The sequence below is a fragment of the Geobacillus proteiniphilus genome, assembly GCF_001908025.1.
GTDB lineage: Bacteria > Bacillota > Bacilli > Bacillales > Anoxybacillaceae > Geobacillus > Geobacillus proteiniphilus.
Window position 1 is genome coordinate 1 of sequence record NZ_MQMG01000036.1, and the last position, 24,784, is coordinate 24,784.

The following is a 24,784-nucleotide window of genomic DNA, read 5'->3' on the forward strand; positions in this document are numbered from 1 at the left end:
AAGGCGATGAGTATGATCAAGGAGTTCGGTATGGATTTATTTCAAGCCTTATGGTGTTCGGAGGCGTTAGCTGTCCAACTTCTTTTAAAACTGTGTGACATCATCGCTCAACACGGAAAAAAATCAAGGCGTTATACAAAAAAGAGCGCTTTAGACATTATCGAGAGTTTGGTCATCATGCCGGTGTCGTAAGAAATTCCCGCCTCATACCATGAAAAAAACCTTCTATCGGGAAGGTGTATTTGGCATGCCTATCTTTATATATTCTCACGGTCACAGCCTCCAAAGATGAAGAGTGAAGCCTTGGAGCTACTCGCTCCAAGGCTTCACTTGATGGCTATGGGGATTGCCTCAAAGAGTTGTTGACCCAAGCAAAACACACAACATCTTGGCATTTCCATGGCGGCTCTCCTGTTCAAGAGTAGGATGGGGGAGTGGCGCAACGAAGAAGAGCTGCTGCACTGAAGCTCCCAGCATCCTCCTCAGATGCAGGAAGCTATTGGTTCACTTTTGATTGTCCCATGAACACGGAAGCGGCACCTTCGCACAGTTGGTTGTTCAAGATGGCCACCCCCTCGCGAATTTCGACATTACACACATGACAGTCATTCTGCCGTAATATGGGTCATACCCGTAATCACCCCTTCATTCATCGAATATACTTCATGGCATAATGACTGAATGTCCACCTTGTTGTGAGACGTCAACAAAATGGTGCAGCCTCTTTTGTTTTCCTCCCGAATAATTTGGTACACTTGGTCCACCGATTTTTCATCCAAAGCATTCATCGGTTCATCGAGCAACATCAGCTGCGGTTTCTCCATGATGCATTGTGCGATGGCCAGTCTTTGTCTCATTCCAAGAGAGTACGCTTTCACCGGCCTTTTATCATGCGGATTCAACCCCACTCGCTCGATCGCCTCTTTTACCTCACGTTCGCCGATTTTGTTCTGAATCATGGCTAAAAAATGCAAATTATCGAATCCTGAGTATTGTTCAAGGAAACCTGGTTTTTCCAACAAAACAGAAATATCGCTCGGAAATGATACATCTTGGTGCAACGTCTGGCCAAATACCGCCACCGTGCCGCTGGACGGCTTCACAAGTCCGCTGATGACTCGGAATAACATCGTTTTTCCCGACCCGTTCGGCCCGACAAATCCATAAATCTTTCCTCTTTCCAACTCTAAGTTGATATTGCGCAAAACTTCCCTTGCTTTTATCGTTTTGGAAACATTGGATAAGACGATCGCCTTCATAATTGAAAACCTCCTACATATAATCCGCGTTCTTCACTCTCTTGATCGTCCAATACCCGAACGCAACGATCGACAAGAGCTCCACCATCAACGCCGACCAGAACATCGAGCTGCTCCGCACGAGATCCGCCATGCTGTAGTACAAAGGAATAAAAGGCGTTGGCATCTTGACACCCACAAAAAACAAAGCGAGAATGACAACATTCGCCAAGTGATGGGTTGCATACACGTTCAACAACATCCACACGCTGGCGTGCCAATACAAATTCACGGCGATGCCCACGAACATGAGCACGAGCGAACGGTCAAACGAAAACGCCATATGCGACACAAAGAGACCGAAGCCGCCAGCGATCAAAAACACCGACAAGACATACACCAATGTAAATAGAACACCTGCCAGCAGCCTAGCCATCGTGTACGACGTCGTATCCCTCAACAAAATGAACAGTTTATGTTCAAAATATTTATCCCGCTTTTTCCAAACGATTTGGAGCAACACCACATAGCCGAAGCAAATCATCAGCCAATACATCCAATTCGAGATCGTCACCGCTCCGAATAAGCGGGAGAACAACTCCGATAGGCATTGGGAAGAAAACGCCTCTGACCAGCTGGACATCAAAGTGCCCAACAGTGGGAACAGGAGGCAGGTGATGACAATTCTTTTGACATCCATTTTGATCAGGGTAAACTCCAAATGCATCGGTTTCATAAAAGATCATCCTGAACATAGTAGTTTTTTTGGCTTGACGAAAGGCAAATGGTATAGACCAGCACCAGCATCATCGCAATGAGAACTAAGATTGTCCAAACGGGAGCCGTCTGTTCACTTATGTAAAACAAATAAGGGAGCATGTGCACAGTGAACATATCCAATACAGCCAGTATGATGACGGCAGCGAAGGCGAAAAAGCGGTTCCCCCCAAAATCAATGAATGCGACAAACAACAATCCGTATATCGCGGTGACGAAAAAGTACATGACAAGAAAATAGAGAAACGAGCTTTTATCCCCACTATGCGGCACGTACAAAAAAGCCGCATGGGCGTTTGGCATATTAGGATAGATGACGTATTTCACAAACATTGTACATAATCCGCCTACTGCGGCAACCCAAAGAGACACGCCCCCCGCCAGAACGACGACCAGCAACGCTTTATGAAGACCGATTTGCCTCCGCGTGCGGTATCTTCTTAGCACCACCCACGCATTGGTTTGAAGCGCGGAACCTAAAAGAAACAAAAAAGCAGGGAGATGAAAAAATTCATACCGATAAAGCAAGATAAAATCTTTGAGGCTGTGCCACTTCCCCACCACCACCATTCCTAGCGGCAAGATGCCCACCACCATCAACAAAGCCATGACGCCCAAAATCATTTTGATGACGGTTCGATGCAACAGCAAATCTTGCCAAACAAAAAAAACGTTCTGTCTAGAGAACATCTTCACTTTTCTTCACTCCATATGAAAATACCGCTACCGCAATCAACAATTGGAGGACAAACACGATGACGATTTTCCAATAGGACAATCCTTCCACTGGTTGTGAAGGGATTAAGAAATTAAACGGATCCCAAGCCAATTGGTTGGTGATAGTCAGCGCCGCCCAACAAACCATATAAATGATTTGTGGCATCAAAGTAATCAAATACCGATTTTTCAACAACAAGGAAAATCCTAACCCAAGGCAGACGTAGCCGCTGGCAAACAATCCGCCAATGATATAATACGCGAGAACATACCAATAAGGGGAGATCTCCAATAAAGGAGAAAAAAGGCTTTTCTTTTCCCCTTCAAACGAATTGTCCGGCAACGGCAACGTGCCATTGACCAATTGCCGATATGCCTGGGAAAAGCTCGAATAATCCCAATGGTTGGTCAAAAGGTTGACGAGCACGACGCCAAAAAGAAGAGGAAGGAGAAACAAGAAAAACGCGCTGATATAAGAAAACAAAAATTTCCCCCAGTAATAAGCGCTTCTTCCCATCCGTGTCAATTGATAATGAACATTTCCGCTCTTTCGCTCACGATCAATCGAATCCACCAATGGAATCGACAACAATAATGGAAAAAGGAAGTAATATAGAGATGAAAATACGTTAAAGCGGAAGCCTCCTAGACCAACCCATTCAAGGTGAGGCGATGCCAAGGCGAAAACATTTGGATTGTCGTGGTAAATTCGTTCAAGCAACTGCACATTTTCACGATAATCTTTCACCCCCAACACGACGGCGCCGATGACAAGCAGCAACAGGCAGGCTGCGCTGATGTAAAAGTTCCTATTTTTCAAAAGTTTGATCAATTCTATATACATACTATCATCTCCTAATTCTTCTGTTAAGGACGGTCTTCTTTGTGATATTGAAGAAGACCGCCCCGACCAAGAAAACCTCTTTCTTGTCCAAGTTGACTGAACATACCTATAAATCGATCAATTGTCGGGATAAAATTTGCCTGCGATGTCAACTGTAACGTAAGTGAAGGATGCATTTTCCGCCATTAATGAAACTTTTTTGCCAACAGCACTTTGGTCGACAGTGAAATAACGCGTGTCATTATCGGTTACATTCAGCGCGGTTGGCGACACTTTCGTGGAACCTTGCTGAATCCACATGTTTGCTTTATAATCGGCGCCCACAACCGAATTTTCCACTTTACTTTTACTGTTTGTCGCTTTATTGGCGCTTGCTAATTCCGTATCGCCTTGAAAACGAGGGAGAACCCCAGCATACGTAACATAAGATGCGGCGCTGACTCCCCCTACCACAATGAATGAGATAAAAGCAAGCAAAGTAGTAACCATTTTAAGTTTTTCCTTCATGATTCGATCCCCTCTCCCCTAATAAATTTTGAAAACGCAGGATCGTCCTCCTTTTCTCCCTTGACGAGTATCGATCAAGGGTGGATCCAAGCACTAAATCCCTTTTATTTTCCTTGGAAAGCTGTCTTGTGATCAATCATCCTAGAATTTTCCAACTCTTCCATATTCCAATTAATAATTATAAGTTATTAGCATCGAATGCAAGAGTTACAAGATACACAAGAATTTTGCGTTAAGCACATCAAGATTCCTGTGATGCAACCCGGGGTACAAAGAGATTTACTTGTAATATTAGGTTGTACAATGTTGTCCTGTTTTTTGACAACAATGTCCAAATCGAAATCATCCAACTTTGCCATTCTTCATTCCCTCCTTTCCATATGTTGATATCTATCATTAACTACTTGATGAAAGATGTATAAAGACATCATAGATTCCATCTTTTTTCACCAAGCAGTTAATGAGCAAGCTGAAAAACTCCTTTTTCACATTTAGAATAGATTGAAATTCTAAGGTTTTTCTAATGTGCCGGTATATATTTGGTTCATCACCAAAAGATGTACTTGCACCTGTCATGAAAGTATGTTAGCTGTTTCTAGCCGAACCCGCAGTGCAAAACGCTGGATATTTCGGTATCCGTATCCCCGACGTTTCATCAGCTTGATCTTGTTATTCGTTCCCTCCATCTTCCCATTCGAATAAGGAGACAATATGCATGAAATGATTTCATCTGTTCGTTTGACAAGTGCTTTTGCGATGGCACGAACAGCGGAACAAGGACAAAACAAGTATCGATGAATCCAAGCGTTCAAACGACGTTTCGCTTGTCGCTCGTTTTGGCTTTTGGATACATAATGTTGAAGGGACTGATAGACAGCCTGCAAGGAATCGCTCTCTTTCTGCCACTTCTGCACCGTTTGGCGTTCCTCCTCGGTGAGTTTCTCGGGGCACTGGGTCAAGAAGCGGCAAACATACCGAACATGCCCATGTTTCTTGCCCTCTTTTCCTAAGGATTTGCGGCATCGATCCAACGCTTCTGTAAACAACTGAATCACATGAAAATCATCGACCACATGCTTCGCTTCCGGACACATCCCTTGAATGGCTTTTTTCATCGCTGGAGCCAAATCGCTCACGACATACTGAACAGAATCAGACACATGAGCCAACGCACGTCCAATGGCTTCCTCGTTCTTTCCTGCTTCAATGGCATACACTTCTCCCGTTTCGGCATCCATGACCGCCACTCCGTAGTCATGTCCTTTTCGAAACGCAAACTCATCGACACAAACTGCCTTTGGTTGGATGTCATTCGATAGGAAGGAAGGGGCATGGGTATAAAACCAACGTTCAACGGTCGTGTAAGGAAGCTTGAGCATTCGAGCCACCGCCTGAATGGAGGTTCCGATGCAACATTGCGCTGCCCATTGCTGAAACGCATCCGTCGCTACACTTCGAGGGGAAATTCCGGGATAAGAAGTGCTGAATGTCATGCCACACGTGCCACAACGTCTACGCTCCACAGGGAGTTCCACCCAAAAGATGCCGATCCGTTGAGCATACCCATGCATCCATTGCTTCTTTTTGCCTGTCATTTTGATCGTACGCTTCAAGCAGACAGGACATAACGGGCATTGTTCGGTGGGAGAAAGTTCGAAAATCCAACGTTCTTCTTCTTTTCGCACCTTTTGAATCAAAACATCTGGTAAATCGATGAGTTCTTTGATAAACTGAGCGTACATGCGAATTTTCCTCCAATGGGTTGGCTTGGTCACCTTTACCATACAGGAAAATTCGCATTTTTTGTACCCTCTATTTTCTCTATGCATACCTATCTTAAAATCTCAAGTACAACTTGTGGTGAAGAGCCAAAAATTTCGAACAGAAGATTTTATCCATGCTTATACAAAATCATTGACCCGTGATGCTAGTGGAACGCTGCGTTCAACTAGCATCACTATATGCAACTTAAATGCTATCATACGCGTAAGAAAGATCTCGGGCCAAGGCGATGCGGTTTCTATCAAGGAAGCGGGGGTGATGCCCGCTGCCCGTCGTGTATTCGCTGGCCTCCGCACGATCGTTGCCAGCCAGCTCTCAGGATGCTGCTTTGCGTGCCGGAATTGCGCAAAAGTGAAAGCCGTGAACAATGGGAAGGAGAAGAACGGTTTGCTCCGCAAATCAAAAAAGAGCGCCCTGTTTTTTCGCTTAGGACACTCTTTATATTTTCTAAATGTTTCCTATATCCGCTTCGCTACTTCTACTTCACCCCCACCGTCTGGCTTTGGCGAATGGCTTGGCGCAAGTCGTCCAAAATGTCGTCGATCGCTTCTGTGCCGACGGACAGACGCACAAGGCCTGGGGTGACGCCGGCGGACAGCTGCTCGTCCGGGCTCAGCTGCTCGTGCGTCGTGCTGGCCGGGTGGATGATGAGCGATTTCGAATCGCCGATGTTGGCCAAATGAGAGAACAGCTTGACCGAGTCGATCAATTTTTTCCCGGCTTCGACGCCGCCTTTGATTTCAAACGTAACGATCGCTCCTTGCCCGTTTGGCAAATATTTTTTCGCCAGTTCATGCGACGGATGGCTCGGAAGCCCCGGATAGTTGACCGATTCGACTGCTTCTTCCTCTTCTAAAAACTTGGCGACGGCAAGTGCGTTTTCGCTATGGCGCTGCATCCGCAAATGGAGCGTCTCCAACCCTTGCAAAAGCAAAAACGCATTAAACGGCGACAACGCTGCTCCCAAATCGCGCAAGAGCTGGATGCGCGCTTTCGTGATGTACGCCGCTTCGCCAACGGCGTCCACATACACCAAACCGTGGTAGCTCGGGTCTGGCTCGGTGAACTCCGGAAACTTGCCGCTCCCTTTCCAGTCAAACTTGCCGCTGTCAACAATCACACCGCCGATCGAATTGCCGTGCCCGCCGATGAACTTCGTCGCTGAGTGGACGACGATATCGGCGCCGAATTCAATGGGCCGCAATAAGTATGGGCTGGCCACCGTGTTGTCGACAATGAGCGGAATGGCATGGCGATGGGCGATGCCGGCCACCGCTTCAATGTCCAACACATCGTTTTTCGGGTTGCCGATCGTTTCCGCAAACAAAGCTTTCGTTTTATCGGTGATCGCCCGCTCAAAGTTTTCCGGATCGGACGGATCGACAAACTTCACCGTAATGCCAAACTTGCGCAGCGTATGGGCGAACAAGTTGTACGTTCCGCCGTAAATGGACGAGGACGAGACGATTTCATCGCCCGCCGAGGCGATGTTGATGATCGAATAAAACACCGCCGCCTGCCCAGATGACAGCGCGAGCGCCCCAATGCCGCCTTCAAGCGCCGCGATCCGCTTTTCGAACACGTCGTTCGTTGGGTTCATAATGCGCGTATAAATAAAACCTTCCTCTTTCAAACCAAACAAATTGGCCGCATGCTCGCTGTCGCGGAACACATACGAGCTTGTTTGGTAAATCGGCACCGCCCGCGCGCCCGTTTCCGCATCCGGTTTTTGCCCGGCGTGGATGGCGAGCGTCTCCGGGCGGAAGTTTTGTTCATTGCTCATCGTTTCCTCTCCCCTCTTTGATCCCTCGAGATTTCATATCCTACTAAATCAATTGGTTTTTCTTATAAAAAATCTATCATTGGATCACAACGTTTGTCAATTGCATTTTTTTAATAGTGCAAAAATTTTTATTGAAAACAGAGCCTGCCGGTGGGCAGGCCTCCTGTTGTTTCATTACCGTTTTCCAATTTCCTCTACTAACAGCTTATTGACAAGCGGTGGATTCGCTTGTCCTTTTGTCGCTTTCATCACTTGCCCGACAAGGAAGCCAAGCGCGCGGTCTTTGCCGTTTTTATAGTCTTCGACCGACTGCGGGTTGGCGTCCAGCACTTCGAGTACGATTTTGCGCAGCGCTCCTTCGTCGGAAATTTGCACGAGCCCTTTTTCTTTGACGATTCTCTCCGGGTCGCCGCCGTGTTCGACGAGTTCTTTGAACACTTTTTTCGCGATTTTCGACGAAATCGTGCCGTTTTGGATGAGTTTGATCATCCCAGCCAAGCTTTCCGGCGTCAAGGCGATGTCATGGAGCTCTTTTTGCTCGGCGTTTAAGTACCCGGATACTTCGACCATGAGCCAGTTCGACGCCAGTTTCGGATCGGCGCCGTTTGCGACCGTTGCTTCGAAGAAATCCGCCATTTCTTTTGTCAGCGTCAGCACTTTGGCGTCATACTCCGGCAAGCCCCACTCCTCGATATACCGCTTCCGGCGGGCGTCAGGCAACTCCGGAATCGAGGCGCGGACGCGCTCTTTCCATTCGTCGTCAATATAGAGCATCACCAAGTCCGGCTCCGGGAAGTAGCGGTAGTCTTCCGAGCCTTCTTTGACGCGCATCAGCACCGTCGTTTTTGTCGCTTCATCAAAGCGCCGCGTTTCTTGACGGATGACGCCGCCCGAGAGCAAAATTTTCTCCTGCCGCTTCGCTTCGTATTCCAACCCCATGCGGACGAAGTTGAACGAGTTTAAGTTTTTCAATTCCGTTTTCGTGCCGAACTTGTCCGACCCGATCGGGCGGAGCGAAATGTTGGCGTCGCAGCGAAGCGATCCTTCTTCCATTTTGCAGTCGGAGACGCCCGTGTATTGGATGATCGCCTTTAATTTTTCCAAATACGCATAGGCCTCTTCCGGCGAGCGGATGTCTGGCTCGGAGACGATCTCAATGAGCGGCGTCCCTTGGCGGTTAAAATCCACGAGCGAATAGCCGTCGCCCGTATGCGTCAGCTTGCCGGCGTCTTCTTCCAAATGAATGCGGGTGATGCCGATTTTTTTCTTTTTCCCGTTTACTTCAATTTCAATCCAGCCATTTCGGCCGAGCGGCTGATCGTATTGCGAAATTTGGTACGCTTTCGGGTTGTCCGGATAAAAGTAGTTTTTGCGGTCGAATTTCGTCTCGGTCGCGATTTCGCAGTTTAACGCCATCGCCGCTTTCATCGCAAACTCGACCGCCTGTCGGTTCAACACCGGCAGCACGCCTGGATACCCTAAGTCAATGACGTTCGTTTGCGTGTTCGGGGGCGCGCCGAACGCGTTCGGGCTGCTGGAGAAAATTTTCGATTTCGTTTTCAGCTCGACGTGCACTTCAAGTCCGATGACCGTTTCAAAGTTCATCACCTAACCCCCCTTACAACACCGGTTTTTGCTTATGGTAGTCGGTCGCTTGTTCAAAAGCGTGGGCGACGCGGTAGACGGTGCTTTCATCAAAGTGCTTGCCGATGATTTGCAAGCCGACCGGCAAGCCATCGACAAAGCCGCACGGCACGGAAATCGCCGGCACGCCTGCCAAGTTGACTGGAATCGTTAAAATGTCGTTCATGTACATCGTCAGCGGATCACTCGTTTTCTCGCCGATTTTAAACGCCGGCGTCGGCGTTGTCGGGCCGATGATGACGTCATATCGTTCAAATACGTTTTCGAAGTCGCGCTTGATCAACGTCCGAACTTTTTGCGCTTTTTTGTAATACGCATCGTAATAGCCCGAGCTTAACGCGAACGTCCCGAGCATAATGCGGCGCTTGACCTCCGCCCCAAACCCTTCGCTTCGCGTCAGTTTATACATATCGATCAAGTTTTTCGCGTTGTCCGTCCGGTAGCCGTAGCGGACGCCGTCAAAGCGGGCGAGGTTGGCCGATGCCTCCGACGAAGCGAGCAAGTAGTACGTCGCCAACGCATATTTCGAATGCGGCAGCGACACTTCTTCCCACGCCGCGCCAAGCTTCTCAAGCACGTTGAGCGCCGCAAGCACCGACTGGCGCACGCCTTCTTCGACGCCTTCACCTAAATATTCTTTCGGCACGGCGATTTTCAACCCTTTGATATCGCCCGTTAACGCCTCAACATAGTTCGGCACTGGAATGTTCGCTGAGGTCGAATCCATCGGGTCGACGCCCGCGATCGCCTGCAATACATACGCGTTGTCTTCGACCGTGCGCGTAATCGGGCCGATTTGGTCCAGCGACGAGGCAAACGCGACGAGGCCAAAGCGCGAGACGCGGCCGTACGTCGGTTTCAACCCGACGACCCCGCAAAACGCCGCCGGCTGGCGGATCGAACCGCCCGTATCCGAGCCGAGCGCAAACGGCACTTCCCCTGCCGCCACCGCCGCCGCCGAACCGCCGCTTGAGCCGCCCGGAACGCGCTCTAAGTCCCATGGGTTGCGCGTCAGCTGAAACCCGGAGTTTTCCGTCGACGAGCCCATGGCGAACTCGTCCATGTTCAACTTCCCGATCGTAATCGTCCCTGCGGCATTCAACCGCTCCATGACCGTCGCGTCGTAAATCGGGTCAAAGTTGTATAGAATTTTGCTGGCGCATGTCGTGCGCAGCCCTTTTGTGACGATGTTGTCTTTAATGCCGATCGGCAAGCCGAACAGCGGGTTCGTTTCTTCGCCTTTGGCGAGCTGGTCATCGAGCTCCTTCGCTTTCGCCCGCGCCTGTTCTTCATTTAATGTTAAAAACGCTCGCACTTTCTCTTCCACTTCGCCGATGCGGCGGTACGATTCGTCGACTAAATCGGAAATCGACACTTCTTTTTTCTGCAGCAACGTATGTAATTCCGACACCGTATGATCAAAGAGCGACATAAATCCCCCTCCTTACTCTAAAATGGCCGGCACACGGAACTGGCCGTCTTGCTGGTCCGGCGCGTTTTTCAACACTTCTTCGCGCGGCAGCCCCGGTTCTGGAATATCCTCGCGCATCACGTTTCTCATATCAAGCACGTGCGAAGTCGGCGGAACGTCCTCCGTATCCAATTCATTCAACTGCTCGGCAAACGTAATGATCGCATCGAGCTGTTTCGTAAACATCTCCGCCTCTTCATCCGTAATCGCCAACCGCGCTAGGTCAGCGACGTGTTTTACTTGGTCAATGGAAATCCGCGACATATGTTTCACCTCCGACATGGTCGACCTTCCACAATACTATGATGATACCAAACGTTCAGGAAATAAAGCAACATTCCCGCCAACATTTACTTTGTTGTCCATTGACAAATTCGAACATATGTACTATAATAGCCATAACGCATGAAAAAGGGGGATGATGACGATGAGTGAAGCGCTGCTCGCCCAAGTGCTCGACCGCTTGAACGCGATGGATGATACGCTCCGACTGCTTGTCGAAGGGCAAGAGCGGCTCGAGCGTGAACAAATCGCCATTCGCCAGGAACAAGAAGAAATCCGAAAAGAACAACAAGAAATTCGGAGAGAACAACAAGAAATCCGAAAAGAACAACAAGAAATCCGAAAAGAGCAGCAGGAAATCCGTTTGGAACAACAGCGTCTGCGCCAAGAACAAGATTCGCTTCGCGCCGGGCAAAAGGAATTGAACGGCATCGTGGCCGCTCTTCTCCACCGCCAAGACGAAACAGACGCCAAACTAGAAGCTCTCGCCGCCGATGTCCACCATCTTCACCAGGAATTTGCCTCATTGAAACAAACGGTGGACCGCCTCGAACAGAAGATGGATTCCCGCTATGAGCAATTGGCTGCCCAAATCGAAGACATCAAGCTGGACTTGAATTTCATCGCCCACCGCACCGTCGATAACGAACGAATCATTTACAAGCTGAAAGAAATGTTGTTCCGCTAATCTATTCTCAATACAGAAGGAGTTCGCCGCCATGAATGTCGCGTTTGACCATCTCGTCCACTTAACCGAGCGACCGGAGCAGGCAAAAGCTGCATTTGAACAATTGGGGTTTACAGCCATCCATGGCGGCCGCCATCCGTCATGGGGAACGTATAACGCATTATGCTACTTCGAGCATTTGCGCTACATTGAGTGGATCGGCATCGCCGACGAGCAGACGGCGAAAATGTGCGGAAATCCGCTCATCACCCAGCTTGTCGCCGACCGCCAAGAAGGAAACGGCTTCTCCCAGTTTGCCTTTCGAACAAACGATATCACAAAAGTGGCCGCACAGCTCAAAAACAAAGGATTCACCCCGATCGGTCCGCTCCCTGGCAACCGCCAACGCGATGACGGCAAACGGCTGACATGGTCGATGCTGTTTATCGAAGACGACACAGACGGCGCGTTCCGCTACCCGTTTTTCATCCAATGGGGCGAAAGCGACAATGGGCGGATGAACGAGCTGGCGCCGCTCATGCACCATCGAATCGGGGCTTCTTCTTTGTCGTCCATCGGCGTCTATACGCTCGACCTTCGCCGCGCCATCGACGTGTATCGGCGGCTGTTTGGCCTTCCTGACCACCGCTTTGGGCGCGATGAGGCAGGTGCGTACGCTGAATTAGCCGTCGGCGGCATCGCCCTTCGTTTTTATGAAGCCGACCGTCGGCCGTCAACGCGCCCGTTTTTGTGCCGGCTTGTGGGTGTACAGGAGCAGCGCCGCATTGAAATCGATGGCGGGACGTATATCGTTTCCAGATCGTGACGGGCATGCCTATTCTCACATACTCCCCTTTGCCGCCGAATAAGATGGAATAACCGCGCCTTCATCCTCGCGCGGTGAAAACGGCAAAGGGGGATTCAAACGTGGCGCATCCTTATGTGTTTCCGAAACTCCCAATGGAAACGATGATTGCGATCATCCGAAATGGGTTGACGAAAACATCCGCCCCTCAAAACATCGTCATTATCGGCGCCGGAATGGCCGGACTTGTCGCAGCGTCATTGCTTAAGCAAGCCGGCCATCGCATCACCATCCTTGAAGCGTCCGAGCGGGTCGGCGGCCGAATCTACACGCTCCGCTCCAACTTTCGCGACGACCAGTATCTTGAAGCCGGCGCCATGCGCATCCCGCACACCCATCAATTGACATTGGAATACATCAAAAAATTTAACTTGCCGCTTCACCCGTTTATTAACAGCACTCCGCGCGACATTCTGTATTTTCGCGGCGTGAAAGCGCGCCTTGGTGAATATGAGCGGCATCCCGACCTCTTTGGCTTTCCGGTCGCCTCGCATGAACGAGGCAAAACCGCTTCCCAATTACTGCAGATGGCGATTCGTCCGGTCATTCAATTCATTGAGCAAAATCCGGAAAAACATTGGCCGATTGTCATTGAACAACTTGACCGCTACTCGCTGGACGCCTATTTGCGCTACAACCCGTTCGGTCTACAGTTGTCCGTGGGAGCCATCGATATGATCAAAGCCGTTCTCTCGTTAGAAGGATTCCCCGAACTTTCGTTTCTTGAGATGTTGCGTGAACTCATGGTGCTGTTTACGCCGAATATTCGCTTTTATGAAATTGTCGGGGGAAACGATCGGCTTCCAAAGGCGTTTTTGCCGCAGCTGAAGGACGAGATTTTCTTTAGCCATAAAGTGCAAAAAATCGTCCAGCACGAAAACGGCGTCACCATCCACGCGACCCATACGAAAATTCTTCAACCGTTTCAAATCACCGCAGATCGGGTGATCGTCACCATCCCGTTTTCGATTTTGCAGTTTGTCGACATCGAACCCCGCCATTCGTTTTCCGAAAACAAATGGAAAGCCATTCGTGAACTTCATTATGCCGGCTCGACGAAAACCGGCATCCAATTTAAAACGCGGTTTTGGGAAAAAGAGGGGATGTTCGGCGGCAAAACGGTCTCGGACTTGCCGATTCGATACACCCAATACCCAAGCCAAGGCATCGACACTACGGGACCGGGCGTTGTACTAGCCAGTTATACGTGGGAAGATGACACCATTCCTTGGGACAGCTTGGGCGATAAAGAACGTCTTGAATATACACTAAAAAATTTAGCCGTTATTCATGGCGAACAAGTATACCGAGAATTTGAAACGGGAACAAGCCATAGTTGGGTGCGCTATCCATACTCCGGCGGCGCCTTCACGATGATGAAGCCGAACCAAGTGACGGAGCTGTCGCCGTATATCGCGACTCCCGAAGGAAGGGTGCATTTTGCCGGGGAACACGCTTCCACCCACCACGGATGGATTCAAGGCGCCATTGAATCGGGCATCCGTGCCGCGTATGAAGTGAACCATTCGCCAGCTTAGCATGTCGACCGGCGAAGCGGCGATCCGCTCCTTCATGCCTAGGAACAGCGATGATGGCGGAACGTCTTCATCCGCTCATACAGCTTCGGAACATCTCCAGCGCTGACTATAAGTCCGAGATCTTTCGGCGCGGCAAATCCGTTTTCGACCGTATGGCGAAGCAAGTCAAGGAGCGGGTCGAAAAATCGATCCACATTGAGCAGGCCGATCGGCTTTTGATGGAGGCCGACGCGCGACCACGAGAGCACTTCAAACAGCTCTTCGTATGTTCCATAGCCCCCTGGCATGGCGATAAACCCGTCGGCCGCCTCGTACATTTTCGCTTTGCGGGTGTGCATCGTATCGACGACCAACAGTTTGCTCAACCGATTATGCGCCACTTCCCGGTCCTTCAAAAATTGCGGAATGATCCCAACCACGCGTCCTTGATGACGGAGCGCCGCCTCAGCAACCTCTCCCATCAACCCCCGCATCCCGCCGCCGTAAATGAGCGTAATGCCGCTTCGGGCTAAAAACGTTCCGAGCTCTTGGGCCGCTTCCTTGTATTTTACGCTTTGTCCATAACTTGATCCGCAAAACACACAGATGGCTTTCATGATCATGACACACCTTTACATTATTTTACCCATCTTTCCCCATCAGGCCAATCACACCGACAAGCTGCCAGCATCCGTTCTCACCCGCCTTTTCGAACCGCAATATCGCAAAACACGCATCCCCTCTGGCTCGTCCAGAGGGGATGCGGCCATTGTCGTCATTGGTAAATATGCACAAACGGCTCATCTGCTTTCGCCTGGCGCACGATGAGGCTTTCCGGCTGGCCGGCCGAGGCGATGTAGACATTGACGGTGATGTAGTCCGGGAATTTTTCCATCACCAAGCCGGTCACGTATTGGGTAAAGCCAATCACTTCCGCTTTGCCGTAAAACGGCATCGTAATGTTAATCGTTAACTTCTGAAGCTGGTCGTTGACGTACAACCCTCTGCCGACGATGCCGGTGTAGTTCGGGAAAAAGTCTTCAACGTCTGATTTAAAATTGTTGAATTTGAGCCAGTCATCACGATGGTTCTCTTCCGCCTCATCGGACGGGAATAAATAATATTCCTCGTTCACAGCCTCCCAATCATCGATGGTGCTGCTTCCTTCATCGACATGGGTGACGGCGAAAAAGTGGCCTGGAACGACAGATGAACGGGGCGCTTGTTTGTATAAAGCGATCGTAATCGGCACGTTGCCGAGCCCTTTCATGCTCCGCAGCCGCTTCAGCACCTCGGCGGCGATCCGCTTTCCTTCCCGTTCGATGACATCGTCTTTGATTTTGACCTCGCGCGGATAGCCTTGCTCGGTCGAATAATAGTGGACGGAGTTTAACGCCAGGCCGATAGCGACGCCGCCGAGCTTCACTTTGTCGTTGTCGACCTTCACCAAATAATCATGTTCCAAAATGCTCGCCAAATAAATCGGGCTTTGTTTGTTTTTTTGTTCATTTGTTCCCGTGTCGCTGATCGGTGGGTTTAAGCCGATGTTGTCTTCCGGCTTCATTTTCTCTTCCTTCAGCTGGCGAGTCGTCTTCTTGCGAGCGAGCCATTTCCCGACCGTCTCGCTGTCCAAATATTGCCCCTCTTGGAACAAGTACTCATCCGACGGAAACTGCTCAGTGGCGAGGCGCATGAGCCCCGTCTCAAATTCGTCAACATCAAGGCGCGTATTTAAATCATTGACGACCTCCCCACGGGCCCCGGACGGTTTGAACGGCAGGATGACGCGGTAATACGAGTCGGCAATGTTGTATTTCGGGATGACGGCTTCTTGCTGTTTGCTGCCTTTGTCTTGCACGACTTCCTCGCCTTTGTCAAACTTCGGCGCACACGCGGACAACAAACAAATCGAAGCGAGGCCGACAGCGGCCAACCGCTTTCGGGCCCGATTCGTCCAACGGCAGGCAACCAAACTGCGAAGTGGTGAGATTCGTTTCATCGTTTCCCCCTGCTGATCTCTTGCAAAAATCGTGATTCGTCCCAAATCTCAATGCCGAGCTGCTGGGCTTTCTCTAGCTTCGATCCGGCGTCCTCGCCGGCGATGACGATGTCGGTGCTGCGGCTGACGCTGCCGGTGACGCGCCCACCGAGCCGTTCAATCTCTTCTTTTGCCTCATTGCGCGACATCGACGCGAGTTTGCCGGTCAAGACGACAGTTTTGCCAGCAAACGCCGACGTGGCTGGCGCTTCAGCGGCTCGCTTCGGTCCTTTGTATGCCATGTTGACGCCGTAAAACCGCAGCTCATTCAACAGCTCGGCCGCTTCTGGCTGGGAAAAGAAAGCGGTGATCGAGTCCGCCATTTTCTCGCCGATTTCCGGCACGGCCATCAATTCCTCTTTCGTCGCTCTTTCCAGCCTCTCCATCGTTTCAAAATGCTCAGCTAAAAGTTGGGCGGCTTTCGCTCCGACGTAGCGGATGCCAAGACCGAACAGCAACCGCTCGAGCGAGTTTTGCTTCGATGCCTCAATGGCCGCAAGCAAGTTGGTTGCTGACTTTTCGCCCATCCGTTCCAAACCGATGAGCTGTTCTTTCGTCAGCCGGTACAAATCGGCGACATCGTGGACGAGGCCAGCGTTAAACAATTGGGTGACGACTTTTTCGCCCAACCCTTCAATGTTCATCGCTGCTCTTGAGGCAAAATGGATGAGCCGTTCGCGCAGCTGGGCCGGGCATTTCGGGTTTAGGCAACGGAGCGCCACTTCTCCATCCAGGCGGACGAGCTCGCTTTCGCATTCCGGGCAGTGCGTCGGCATCACAAACGGCGTTTCATCCCCGTCGCGCCGGTCGACGACGACGCCGACCACTTCCGGGATGATGTCGCCCGCTTTTTTAATGATGACCGCATCGCCGATGCGAATGTCTTTCTCCCGGATAAAATCTTCATTATGAAGAGTGGCGCGCTGCACGGTCGTGCCGGCGACACGGACCGGCTCAAGAATCGCTGTCGGAGTGACAACGCCCGTGCGTCCGACGTTCACCTCAATGCCGATAAGCGTCGTCACCACTTCCTCGGCTGGGAATTTGTAGGCGATCGCCCAGCGCGGGCTTTTTGCCGTGACACCCAGCTGCCGCTGTTGGGCGAACGAGTCGACTTTAATGACGATGCCGTCGATCTCGTACGGCAGCTGCGGCCGTTTTTCGTGCCACTCATTGACGAAGGCGATCACCTCATCGATGTTGGCGCAGCGCCGCCGCTCGGGATTCACTTTAAACCCGAGCGCCTGTAAGTAATCGAGCGCCTCGCTGTGCGACTCAATACCAAGCTCTTCGGCATTGGCCAAACCATAAACGAACAAATCGAGCTGGCGCGACGCCGCCACTTTCGGGTCGAGCTGGCGGAGCGAGCCGGCCGCCGCGTTGCGCGGGTTGGCAAACAGCTCCTCGCCTCGGGCTTTGCGCTCCTCGTTTAAGCGCAAAAACGACGCTTTCGGCATGAACGCCTCGCCGCGCGCCTCAAGCGACACCGGCTCTTTCAGGCGAAGAGGCAGCGAGCGGATCGTTTTCAAATTTTCTGTAATGTCCTCGCCCGTCGTTCCGTCGCCGCGCGTCGCTCCTTGCACGAAATAGCCGTCTTCATAGCGGACCGAGACGGCGAGGCCGTCGATTTTCAACTCGCATACGTACGCCGCTTCGCCGACTTCTTGGCGGACGCGGCGGTCAAAATCGCGCAAATCCCCTTCGCCAAACGCGTTCGCGAGGCTCATCATCGGAACGCGATGCGTCACTTTGCGGAATGCCTCAAGCGGAGGGCCGCCGATGCGCTGGGTCGGCGAGTCGCTCGTTTTCAATTCCGGATACTGTTCCTCGATGGCAATCAGCTCTTGCATGAGCCGGTCATACTCGGCGTCCGGGACGGACGGCCGGTCGAGCACATAATATTCGTAGCCATAGCGGTTGAGCAGTTCGCGCAGCTCGGCCGCGCGCCGTTCGGCTTGTTGGCGGTCCATACGTTCACCCGTTCTCCTTTCTATACTTTCTCAATCGGCGCAAATTTAGCGAGCAGACGTTTAATGCCGATCGGGCTCGGGAAGGCGATATCGAGTTCTTGGTCGTCGCCTTCGCCGCGGACGCTGACAACCGTGCCGATCCCCCATTTCCGGTGGTTGGCCCGGTCGCCGACTTTCCACGCCCCGATGGCGCCGCCTGCCTGCAAGCGAGCGGGCGCCGAACGGGAAACGGACGGTTTTCCGTGCGAGACCGTCTCTAGCAAATGCGCGGGAATCTCGTCTAAAAAGCGCGACGGCCGGTTCATTTGGATGTTGCCAAACAGCGTCCGCATTTGCGCGTTCGTTAACACGAGCTCTTCCTCGGCCCGAGTGATGCCGACATACGCCAGCCGCCGCTCTTCTTCCATTTCATCATCATTCTCCAGGGAACGAATGTGCGGAAAAATGCCTTCTTCCATGCCGATCAAAAACACGACTGGAAATTCGAGCCCTTTGGCGGCGTGCAGCGTCATCAAGACGACCGCATCGCCCTCGGCCGCCTGATCTGTCCCATTCAGCTCGTCCAAATCAGAAATGAGCGCCAAGTCGGTTAAAAAGGCGACGAGCGATTTATCGTCGCTTACATTTTCGAAATGCTTCGTCACCGACAAAAACTCGTCCAAGTTCTCGAGCCGGCTTTGCGCTTCGATCGTCCGCTCCGCCTTGAGCATCTCGCGGTAGCCCGATTTGTCGAGCACTTCCTCCACAAGTTCCGTGACTGGAAGATATTCTTGCAGTTGCGTCCATTGCTCAAGCTGGCCGCGGAACTCAGCGAGAGCCCCGGCCGTTTTCGCGCTGAAACCAATCATCTCCAGCTCGCTAAGCGCTTCAAACAAGGACAGCTCATGCTCGGCCGCATAGCGGACGAGTTTATCGATCGTTGAGGTACCGATGCCGCGCTTCGGCACGTTGATGATGCGAAGCAAGCTCAAATCGTCATCAGGATTGGCGATGACGCGCAAGTAAGCGAGAATGTCTTTAATTTCTTTTCGGTCATAGAACTTTAAGCCGCCGACGATTTGGTACGGAATGTTCGCTTTTAAAAACATTTCCTCGATGACGCGCGACTGGGCGTTCGTCCGATAAAGCACAGCAAAATCGCGGTAGCGGCGCTCCCCACGCTCAACCGCCTCTTGAATGCGGCGGGCGACAAATTGCGCTTCGTCCGCTTCGTTCATCGCTTCATAATAGATGATCGGCTTCCCTTCCGGGTTTTCCGTCCACAACCGCTTTGGCTTTCGGTTGACGTTATGGGCAATGACTTCATTGGCCGCCTGCAAGATGCGTTTCGTCGAGCGGTAGTTTTGTTCAAGCAAGATGACTTTCGCGTTCGGGTAGTCGCGCTCAAACGATAAAATGTTGCGAATGTCCGCCCCGCGCCAGCGGTAAATCGACTGATCGGCATCACCGACGGCGCAAATGTTTTGGAATCGCTCGGCTAGCTTTTTGACAAGCGTATATTGGGCGCGGTTTGTGTCTTGGTACTCGTCAATATGGATGTACTGAAACTTATACTGGTAATATTGCAGCACATCCGGCACGCGGTCAAACAAGTGGATCGTCGTCATAATCAAATCGTCAAAGTCGAGCGAGTGGTTGCGGAGAAGGCGTTGTTGGTACTCTTGATACACGTCGGCGACGATCTTTTCGTAGTACGTCGATGCCCGCTTCGCAAATTGCTCCGGCGTGATCAAATCGTTTTTCGCCCCGCTGATCGTCGCTAAAATCGTCCGCGGCTCAAATTTTTTTGGATCGATATTTTTTTCTTTCAAAATCGTTTTGATGACCGAAAGCTGATCCGTCGGGTCGAGGATGGAAAAATTGCGGTTGATGCCGATGCGGTCAATGTCGCGGCGCAATATGCGGACGCACATCGAGTGGAACGTCGAAATCCAGACGTCTTCCGCCGCCCCGCCTAAGAGCGCCTGCACCCGCTCTTTCATCTCGCGCGCCGCCTTGTTCGTAAACGTAATGGCCAAAATATTCCAAGGCGCCACCTGTTTTTCCGCCATCAAATAGGCGATGCGGTGCGTCAGCACGCGCGTTTTTCCGCTGCCCGCTCCCGCCATGATGAGCAATGGGCCTTCTGTCGTTTTAACGGCTTCTTGCTGCTCTTTGTTTAAATGCGCAAGCAGCTTTTCCGATAAAAAATTCATCATGTCCACCACCAATAAAACATATGTTCTATTTTCCGTCATCGCCGCTGCGTTGACCAGTCATCTGCTTCACCGCCGCCACCGTCGCCAACGCCTGTTCGAACGCGTCGTAAATCGCGTTGCCGACGACCACCGTATCGGCATAACGCGCCATATGCTCCGCCTGCTCAGGCGTTGTGATCCCTCCGCCATAAAACAGCTGCGTCTGATCAAGCACTTGTTTCACTTTTTCCACTAAAGACGGATCGCCATAAGCGCCGCTATACTCAAGGTAAAAAATCGGCAGCTTGTACAAATGCTCGGCTAAACGCGCGTAGGCTACAATGTCGTCAACGTCAAGTCCCGTGTTGGCTCCCGTCAACTTGGCCGCTTTGCATTCTGGATTTAAAATGCAGTAACCTTCAGCGAAAATCTCATCCCAGTTCATGACATCGCCGTATTGTTTCACCGCCTCGTGATGACGGCCGATGATCCACTCCGCCTGCCGGCTGTTTAACACGATCGGAACCAAATATACGTCAAATCCCGGCGTCAGCGCTTCGACGTCGGTGACTTCGAGCGCGCATGGCACCGAAAAACGGCGAATGCGAGCTAATAAATCAAGCACGTTGTCGATGGTCACCCCGTCGGTTCCGCCGACAATGACTGCATCCGTTCCCGACTCGCAAAGGCGCTCAAGGCGCTCGTCATCAATCGGTTTATTCGGGTCGAGTTTAAACACATGGCGCCAAGCGCGAATCTCCTCCATAGCGGTAACCCTCCACTCATTTCTCCATTGTTCCATTATAACAAATCCGCAAAAAGAAAAGGAGTTCCTTTGCAAATGGAAGGAATCTCCTTGCCGCGTCAGTCAGTGACCGCTTCGTTGGCTTCTTTCTCTTCTTGATGTTGCTCCTCTTTAATGCGATCGAGCGCCATGGCGTAAGCATCATTGCCGTAGTTGAGGCAGCGCTTGACGCGCGAAATCGTCGCCGTGCTCGCCCCGGTTTCCGTTTCGATTTTATGGTACGTATATCCTTCGCGCAGCATGCGGGCGACCTCGAGCCGCTGGGCGAGCGCCTGGATTTCATTCACGGTGCATAAATCATCAAAAAAACGGTAACACTCTTCTAAATCGCGCAGCGATAAAATCGCTTTAAACAGTTGATCCAACTCTCTGCCGCGCAGTTTGTCAATTTGCATAGCTGCTTCCTCCTTGCGTTTTGGCGGGAAAAATGTTGTAGCCAACCAATCTGCGAATCCACCGCCCCTTTGCCTTGCAACAGACAAGGCGGTTATGATTTCCACTGGACGATCGCCAGTTCCGGCACGATATTGATCCACGTTTTTCCCGGCACGAATCCGATCGGAGCCCCGTTATGGTACGGCAGCAGCCGGCCGTCGACGTTTTTCCATTCGATCGGCTGCATGACGCCGCCCTGCAGCAAGTACCCCTTGCCGCCGGAGGTGAGGTCGATGTCGCGCCGCCCGTAGCTGTCAACCACTTGATGGTGGGCGGCGATGATCATGACGTTTTGCACGACAACCGGCTTATGCGTATCGTAATCGATCGTTTGCTCGCCGCCGCTGTACCGGTAATACCCATTTTGTTCAGGAACATATTGGTATTCGACCTGGGCATAGGCGCGATGCGAATAGGCGATGTGGACCGTCTCGACCTTCGTGCCGCTCGGCTCATCGGTGCGAAACGATAGCGGGGCAACGTTGTCCGTCCAAGCATACCCGTTTTGTTTCGCTCCTTTTTCGATGTTGGTGAATGAAATGTATGAGTTGTGCGGCGCCTTGCGGAACGGAACGCGCTGAAACAGCGTGCCGTCGTAAAACAGTCCGTTCAAATAGTCGATGCCGCCTCCCTCAAGACGCGCTTTCGCCTCCGGACTCCAGCCGTGACATACATACAGTGCATGGTAGCCTTCGCTCAAGTCAATATAGTAATCACGCGCGCTTCGCACCGGTCCGACCCGCTCCGGCAATTCGCTTTGGTACAACGCCAACAAACGGGTGATATCGCCCTCGGCAAGCACCTCATACACGATGTCCGCCGCACGAAGCCCCGATTGCGGCCGCGCCTTCGGGTGATTGTTGATCATCACGCCGACGACCCGTTGATGGATGTTCCCTTTCGCCGGCAGCCCCGTCAGCGGGAACGTTTGTTTTTCCTCCGCCGGAGGCTTGGACGGCTGCTCCTGCCGAGGAGCCGGTTTGGCCGGTTCGGCCTGCTTCGGCTCGCTTTTGGTCGTGCAGCCGCCTAACAACAACGCCGCGCAGCTGACGGCGAACAGCCAATGTTTCAATGGACACACAACCTTTTCTTTTTTATTTTACCGCATTATCGAAGGAAAGAGTACCGTTTTGTGCATGACATCATAAATGCCGCGTTGGGTGACGCGCACATACGGCAGGTGGGTCGATTGCAAAAAGAGCAGCGAATACACCGGGTCTTCGAACGGATATCCGCGCTTGCGCAGCAAACGGACGAACGTTTTTTCTTCGTTGATCAATTCATCCACCTCCAAGGAGGACATCATGCCGCCTAAAGGAAGCGAGAGCTCAAACAAAATCTCTCCGTCCTCAGCGAGCACAATGCCGCCGCCGATCTCCTGCATCCGTCGGAAGGCGAGCATCATATCTTCCTTATGCTTGCCGATCAAAATCAAATCCCCGGTGTTCGAGTAAGAACTCGCCAGCCCGCCAAGCGCCGATGCAAAGCCTTTTAACATCGTATTGACGCGCCAGCGCCCGTTTCGGTCAAACAAGGCCAAAAAACATTCATCATGGTCATGCCCTAAACGGTCGCGCGACGTATCGATCGATACGGAATACGGTTTTAAAATTACAGCGTTTTCCATACACAATCCCATCGGCATCGAAAATTGCAAATCATCCCAGTCAAGCTCCCATGACAACGAAAGCGGCCGAATGCCAAACCGGTCCCATTTCGGCGTCGGCCAGAGAGGCGGCGCTTCTCCATCGCGCTTCACCCATTCGCCTTTGGCGAGCACTTGCGCTGGCGTCGGATCGTGAGCCGAACGCAAAAAGTTGATATGGGCAATGCGGCCGGTGGCAATGCTGCCGTGAAGATGCTCGATGCCGTAGTGGCGGGCGGCGTTGATCGTCGCCATCGCATAGGCATCGATCACCGGCACGCCATGCTCGATCGCGATGCGGATCAGCCAGTCGATCACCCCATTCTCATAAAACGCCGGCGGCGAGCCATCCGTCGTCAACAAGCATTTATCATAATGCCGGATGCCAAGCGCTTTCATCTCTTCAAGCAGCACCGGCAAATCGGGGCGAATCGATGAGTGGCGGAGCGTGACCGTATAGCCGTGCCAAAGGCGCATGCGCACTTCCTTTCCCGTCATTGCCTCATGGTCGCCATCCGCGCCAAAGAGCGCCATTTTGACAAGCGTCTTTTCCGACGCCCCCGGAAAATGCCCTTCAATTTTGCGGCGCCGCCGATGCGCTTCTTGCATCCAATACAAGATGATGTCATCGCCGCTGATCACTTTTGGCCATGAGGTCAACTCACCGCCTTGAAGCACCGCCTCTTGGTCAAGCCAGCGCTTGATCCGAGCATTGGACACTTGTTCCTCTTCGCGCTCGAGCTCCGTTTGCCCATCAAACCGGCACCACCAATACATCGATGTTGGAAGCGCATTCATTTCTTGTAAAAATAAAAACGCCTCTTCATCATCCAGCTGCAAAAGCAAAAACAAGTTGTCATTGAGGAGCGTTGTTGTCCCGTGCGCCGCTGCATAACGAGCAAACGAATGGGGATTATATAATTGAAATGGATGAACATGCGGCTCAATGTAGCCGGGAACGAGCACGTACCCACGGCAGTCGACGATCTCGCACGCATCATCGACACGATCGGGGAACCGCTCGCCGGCATACACGATGCGGTCGTCATGTATCCATATATTTCCTTTTACCCATTCACGAAAATACGAATGCAAATACGTCGCGTTCACTAATACTTTCGTCGGTGATTGTTTGCCATCGATGATGGCTGCTTGTTCCCGCAGCTCACTGCCTTTCCATCGGTAACGTTGTTCGCCCATTGACACCCCGTCCCTTGTTTCCTAATCGTTCCATACAACCATTTTAACGCACAAAAGCGACTTTCACAATAAAAAATATAAGGAGGGGACAGACCGATGGCGAATATCGGCATTGTGAACGCATTCATTCGCATCACAGTTGGCCTGACTGTCATCGCCTGGGCCACCGCCCGCCTCGCCCGGCGGCCATGGTGCACATCCTATTTGTGGGCCGCTTTGCTTGGAGCGATGAAAGTCGGAGAAGGAATCACCCGTTTTTGTCCGATGACCGCCCTGTTTGACAATATGCAGCGCCGGCAGCTGCTTGACGAACAAAAAGAGGCGGTCATGAACCCGACATAACAGCCGGAATCGGTTAAACATAACGGTTGAAAGCACCCGCTTATAGCGGCTTAGGGATTTCTCAAGATGACTTCTTGC

At 51.7% G+C, this 24,784-nt stretch carries 23 protein-coding genes and 1 pseudogene; 5 read left to right on the plus strand and 19 right to left on the minus strand.

The features are described 5' to 3' along the window. A pseudogene (locus tag BRO54_RS12295) lies at positions 1 to 192 on the plus strand (IS4-like element ISGka3 family transposase); the annotation flags it as partial. A 413-nt stretch (positions 193 to 605) separates the two neighbouring features. Here the strand turns inward: BRO54_RS12295 and ccmA are convergent. The 11 genes from ccmA to gatC form a co-directional block, all read right to left on the minus strand. Further along, positions 606 to 1,259: a heme ABC exporter ATP-binding protein CcmA gene (ccmA, locus tag BRO54_RS12300; RefSeq protein WP_011229800.1), complete on the minus strand. Its 654-nt coding sequence runs from the start codon at positions 1,257 to 1,259 to the stop codon at positions 606 to 608. 13 nt (positions 1,260 to 1,272) lie between these two features. After that, positions 1,273 to 1,974, minus strand: coding sequence for a hypothetical protein (locus BRO54_RS12305; RefSeq protein ID WP_011229799.1), 702 nt, complete (start codon positions 1,972 to 1,974; stop codon positions 1,273 to 1,275). Continuing rightward, positions 1,971 to 2,711, minus strand: coding sequence for a hypothetical protein (locus BRO54_RS12310; protein WP_041467772.1), 741 nt, complete (start codon positions 2,709 to 2,711; stop codon positions 1,971 to 1,973). The genes BRO54_RS12305 and BRO54_RS12310 overlap by 4 nt, the downstream gene beginning before the upstream one ends. Continuing rightward, positions 2,695 to 3,576: an NADH dehydrogenase gene (locus tag BRO54_RS12315; RefSeq protein WP_011229797.1), complete on the minus strand. Its 882-nt coding sequence runs from the start codon at positions 3,574 to 3,576 to the stop codon at positions 2,695 to 2,697. The genes BRO54_RS12310 and BRO54_RS12315 overlap by 17 nt, the downstream gene beginning before the upstream one ends. Before the next feature lie 117 nt (positions 3,577 to 3,693). Then, positions 3,694 to 4,083 carry a hypothetical protein gene (locus tag BRO54_RS12320; RefSeq protein WP_011229796.1) on the minus strand — a complete coding sequence of 130 codons (390 nt, stop codon included), beginning with the start codon at positions 4,081 to 4,083 and terminating at the stop codon, positions 3,694 to 3,696. Between the two features lie 188 nt (positions 4,084 to 4,271). Next, entirely contained in the window at positions 4,272 to 4,442 is a 171-nt protein-coding gene (locus tag BRO54_RS12325; RefSeq protein WP_011229795.1) for a gallidermin/nisin family lantibiotic, read from the minus strand. Positions 4,443 to 4,655: 213 nt separating this feature from the next. Next, complete coding sequence (locus tag BRO54_RS12330) at positions 4,656 to 5,825, minus strand: ISL3 family transposase (protein ID WP_074044128.1); 1,170 nt, start codon at positions 5,823 to 5,825, stop codon at positions 4,656 to 4,658. A 518-nt stretch (positions 5,826 to 6,343) separates the two neighbouring features. Continuing rightward, entirely contained in the window at positions 6,344 to 7,648 is a 1,305-nt protein-coding gene (locus BRO54_RS12340) for a homocysteine synthase (RefSeq protein ID WP_074044130.1), read from the minus strand. Positions 7,649 to 7,822: 174 nt separating this feature from the next. Beyond that, entirely contained in the window at positions 7,823 to 9,253 is a 1,431-nt protein-coding gene (gene gatB / locus BRO54_RS12345; protein WP_074044131.1) for an Asp-tRNA(Asn)/Glu-tRNA(Gln) amidotransferase subunit GatB, read from the minus strand. A 13-nt stretch (positions 9,254 to 9,266) separates the two neighbouring features. Continuing rightward, on the minus strand, positions 9,267 to 10,724 hold the full coding sequence (gene gatA / locus BRO54_RS12350) for an Asp-tRNA(Asn)/Glu-tRNA(Gln) amidotransferase subunit GatA (protein ID WP_074044132.1): 1,458 nt from the start codon (positions 10,722 to 10,724) through the stop codon (positions 9,267 to 9,269). Between the two features lie 12 nt (positions 10,725 to 10,736). Further along, positions 10,737 to 11,027: an Asp-tRNA(Asn)/Glu-tRNA(Gln) amidotransferase subunit GatC gene (gene gatC, locus BRO54_RS12355; protein WP_074044152.1), complete on the minus strand. Its 291-nt coding sequence runs from the start codon at positions 11,025 to 11,027 to the stop codon at positions 10,737 to 10,739. 157 nt (positions 11,028 to 11,184) lie between these two features. Here gatC and BRO54_RS12360 point away from each other — a divergent pair, with 157 nt between their 5' ends. The 3 genes from BRO54_RS12360 to BRO54_RS12370 all read left to right on the plus strand — a co-directional run bounded on the left by BRO54_RS12360 (position 11,185) and on the right by BRO54_RS12370 (position 14,115). Further along, positions 11,185 to 11,733 carry a hypothetical protein gene (locus BRO54_RS12360; protein WP_074044153.1) on the plus strand — a complete coding sequence of 183 codons (549 nt, stop codon included), beginning with the start codon at positions 11,185 to 11,187 and terminating at the stop codon, positions 11,731 to 11,733. A gap of 31 nt (positions 11,734 to 11,764) precedes the next feature. After that, positions 11,765 to 12,538 carry a VOC family protein gene (locus BRO54_RS12365; protein WP_074044133.1) on the plus strand — a complete coding sequence of 258 codons (774 nt, stop codon included), beginning with the start codon at positions 11,765 to 11,767 and terminating at the stop codon, positions 12,536 to 12,538. Between the two features lie 134 nt (positions 12,539 to 12,672). Further along, positions 12,673 to 14,115, plus strand: a complete 1,443-nt coding sequence (locus tag BRO54_RS12370; protein ID WP_074044154.1) for a flavin monoamine oxidase family protein — start codon at positions 12,673 to 12,675, stop codon at positions 14,113 to 14,115. A gap of 38 nt (positions 14,116 to 14,153) precedes the next feature. On the opposite strand, the gene BRO54_RS12375 is transcribed toward BRO54_RS12370, so the two are convergent. From BRO54_RS12375 to BRO54_RS12410, 8 genes are all read right to left on the minus strand, one after another. Next, positions 14,154 to 14,711, minus strand: coding sequence for an LOG family protein (locus BRO54_RS12375; protein ID WP_074044134.1), 558 nt, complete (start codon positions 14,709 to 14,711; stop codon positions 14,154 to 14,156). A 158-nt stretch (positions 14,712 to 14,869) separates the two neighbouring features. Next, positions 14,870 to 16,093, minus strand: a complete 1,224-nt coding sequence (locus tag BRO54_RS12380) for a CamS family sex pheromone protein (protein ID WP_074044135.1) — start codon at positions 16,091 to 16,093, stop codon at positions 14,870 to 14,872. After that, entirely contained in the window at positions 16,090 to 18,102 is a 2,013-nt protein-coding gene (gene ligA, locus BRO54_RS12385) for an NAD-dependent DNA ligase LigA (protein ID WP_074044136.1), read from the minus strand. Before ligA ends, BRO54_RS12380 begins: the two co-directional genes overlap by 4 nt. A 20-nt stretch (positions 18,103 to 18,122) precedes the next feature. Further along, positions 18,123 to 20,297: a DNA helicase PcrA gene (gene pcrA, locus BRO54_RS12390; protein WP_074044155.1), complete on the minus strand. Its 2,175-nt coding sequence runs from the start codon at positions 20,295 to 20,297 to the stop codon at positions 18,123 to 18,125. Positions 20,298 to 20,325: 28 nt separating this feature from the next. Then, the gene (pcrB, locus tag BRO54_RS12395; protein WP_074044137.1) at positions 20,326 to 21,045 is read right to left on the minus strand and encodes a heptaprenylglyceryl phosphate synthase; all 720 of its coding nucleotides are present in this window, start codon (positions 21,043 to 21,045) and stop codon (positions 20,326 to 20,328) included. A gap of 98 nt (positions 21,046 to 21,143) precedes the next feature. Next, a complete protein-coding gene (locus BRO54_RS12400) occupies positions 21,144 to 21,479 on the minus strand; it encodes a YerC/YecD family TrpR-related protein (protein WP_074044138.1) in 336 nt (111 codons plus the stop codon). Between the two features lie 92 nt (positions 21,480 to 21,571). Further along, on the minus strand, positions 21,572 to 22,591 hold the full coding sequence (locus tag BRO54_RS12405; protein ID WP_074044139.1) for a DUF3048 domain-containing protein: 1,020 nt from the start codon (positions 22,589 to 22,591) through the stop codon (positions 21,572 to 21,574). Between the two features lie 27 nt (positions 22,592 to 22,618). Next, positions 22,619 to 24,364, minus strand: coding sequence for an adenine deaminase C-terminal domain-containing protein (locus tag BRO54_RS12410; RefSeq protein WP_074044140.1), 1,746 nt, complete (start codon positions 24,362 to 24,364; stop codon positions 22,619 to 22,621). Between the two features lie 96 nt (positions 24,365 to 24,460). Here BRO54_RS12410 and BRO54_RS12415 point away from each other — a divergent pair, with 96 nt between their 5' ends. Next, positions 24,461 to 24,706 carry a YgaP family membrane protein gene (locus BRO54_RS12415; RefSeq protein ID WP_074044141.1) on the plus strand — a complete coding sequence of 82 codons (246 nt, stop codon included), beginning with the start codon at positions 24,461 to 24,463 and terminating at the stop codon, positions 24,704 to 24,706. Positions 24,707 to 24,784 lie beyond the last annotated feature (78 nt).

What these genes read in the sequence shown, in the direction of transcription:
- ccmA (WP_011229800.1), bottom strand. Translation starts at nt 1,259, where the DNA reads ATGAAGGCGATCGTCTTATCCAATGTTTCCAAAACGATAAAAGCAAGG.
- BRO54_RS12305 (WP_011229799.1), bottom strand. Translation starts at nt 1,974, where the DNA reads ATGAAACCGATGCATTTGGAGTTTACCCTGATCAAAATGGATGTCAAA.
- BRO54_RS12315 (WP_011229797.1), bottom strand. Translation starts at nt 3,576, where the DNA reads ATGTATATAGAATTGATCAAACTTTTGAAAAATAGGAACTTTTACATC.
- BRO54_RS12320 (WP_011229796.1), bottom strand. Translation starts at nt 4,083, where the DNA reads ATGAAGGAAAAACTTAAAATGGTTACTACTTTGCTTGCTTTTATCTCA.
- BRO54_RS12325 (WP_011229795.1), bottom strand. Translation starts at nt 4,442, where the DNA reads ATGGCAAAGTTGGATGATTTCGATTTGGACATTGTTGTCAAAAAACAG.
- BRO54_RS12330 (WP_074044128.1), bottom strand. Translation starts at nt 5,825, where the DNA reads ATGTACGCTCAGTTTATCAAAGAACTCATCGATTTACCAGATGTTTTG.
- BRO54_RS12340 (WP_074044130.1), bottom strand. Translation starts at nt 7,648, where the DNA reads ATGAGCAATGAACAAAACTTCCGCCCGGAGACGCTCGCCATCCACGCC.
- gatB (WP_074044131.1), bottom strand. Translation starts at nt 9,253, where the DNA reads ATGAACTTTGAAACGGTCATCGGACTTGAAGTGCACGTCGAGCTGAAA.
- gatA (WP_074044132.1), bottom strand. Translation starts at nt 10,724, where the DNA reads ATGTCGCTCTTTGATCATACGGTGTCGGAATTACATACGTTGCTGCAG.
- gatC (WP_074044152.1), bottom strand. Translation starts at nt 11,027, where the DNA reads ATGTCGCGGATTTCCATTGACCAAGTAAAACACGTCGCTGACCTAGCG.
- BRO54_RS12360 (WP_074044153.1), top strand. Translation starts at nt 11,185, where the DNA reads ATGACGATGAGTGAAGCGCTGCTCGCCCAAGTGCTCGACCGCTTGAAC.
- BRO54_RS12365 (WP_074044133.1), top strand. Translation starts at nt 11,765, where the DNA reads ATGAATGTCGCGTTTGACCATCTCGTCCACTTAACCGAGCGACCGGAG.
- BRO54_RS12370 (WP_074044154.1), top strand. Translation starts at nt 12,673, where the DNA reads ATGGAAACGATGATTGCGATCATCCGAAATGGGTTGACGAAAACATCC.
- BRO54_RS12375 (WP_074044134.1), bottom strand. Translation starts at nt 14,711, where the DNA reads ATGAAAGCCATCTGTGTGTTTTGCGGATCAAGTTATGGACAAAGCGTA.
- BRO54_RS12380 (WP_074044135.1), bottom strand. Translation starts at nt 16,093, where the DNA reads ATGAAACGAATCTCACCACTTCGCAGTTTGGTTGCCTGCCGTTGGACG.
- ligA (WP_074044136.1), bottom strand. Translation starts at nt 18,102, where the DNA reads ATGGACCGCCAACAAGCCGAACGGCGCGCGGCCGAGCTGCGCGAACTG.
- pcrA (WP_074044155.1), bottom strand. Translation starts at nt 20,297, where the DNA reads ATGAATTTTTTATCGGAAAAGCTGCTTGCGCATTTAAACAAAGAGCAG.
- pcrB (WP_074044137.1), bottom strand. Translation starts at nt 21,045, where the DNA reads ATGGAGGAGATTCGCGCTTGGCGCCATGTGTTTAAACTCGACCCGAAT.
- BRO54_RS12400 (WP_074044138.1), bottom strand. Translation starts at nt 21,479, where the DNA reads ATGCAAATTGACAAACTGCGCGGCAGAGAGTTGGATCAACTGTTTAAA.
- BRO54_RS12410 (WP_074044140.1), bottom strand. Translation starts at nt 24,364, where the DNA reads ATGGGCGAACAACGTTACCGATGGAAAGGCAGTGAGCTGCGGGAACAA.
- BRO54_RS12415 (WP_074044141.1), top strand. Translation starts at nt 24,461, where the DNA reads ATGGCGAATATCGGCATTGTGAACGCATTCATTCGCATCACAGTTGGC.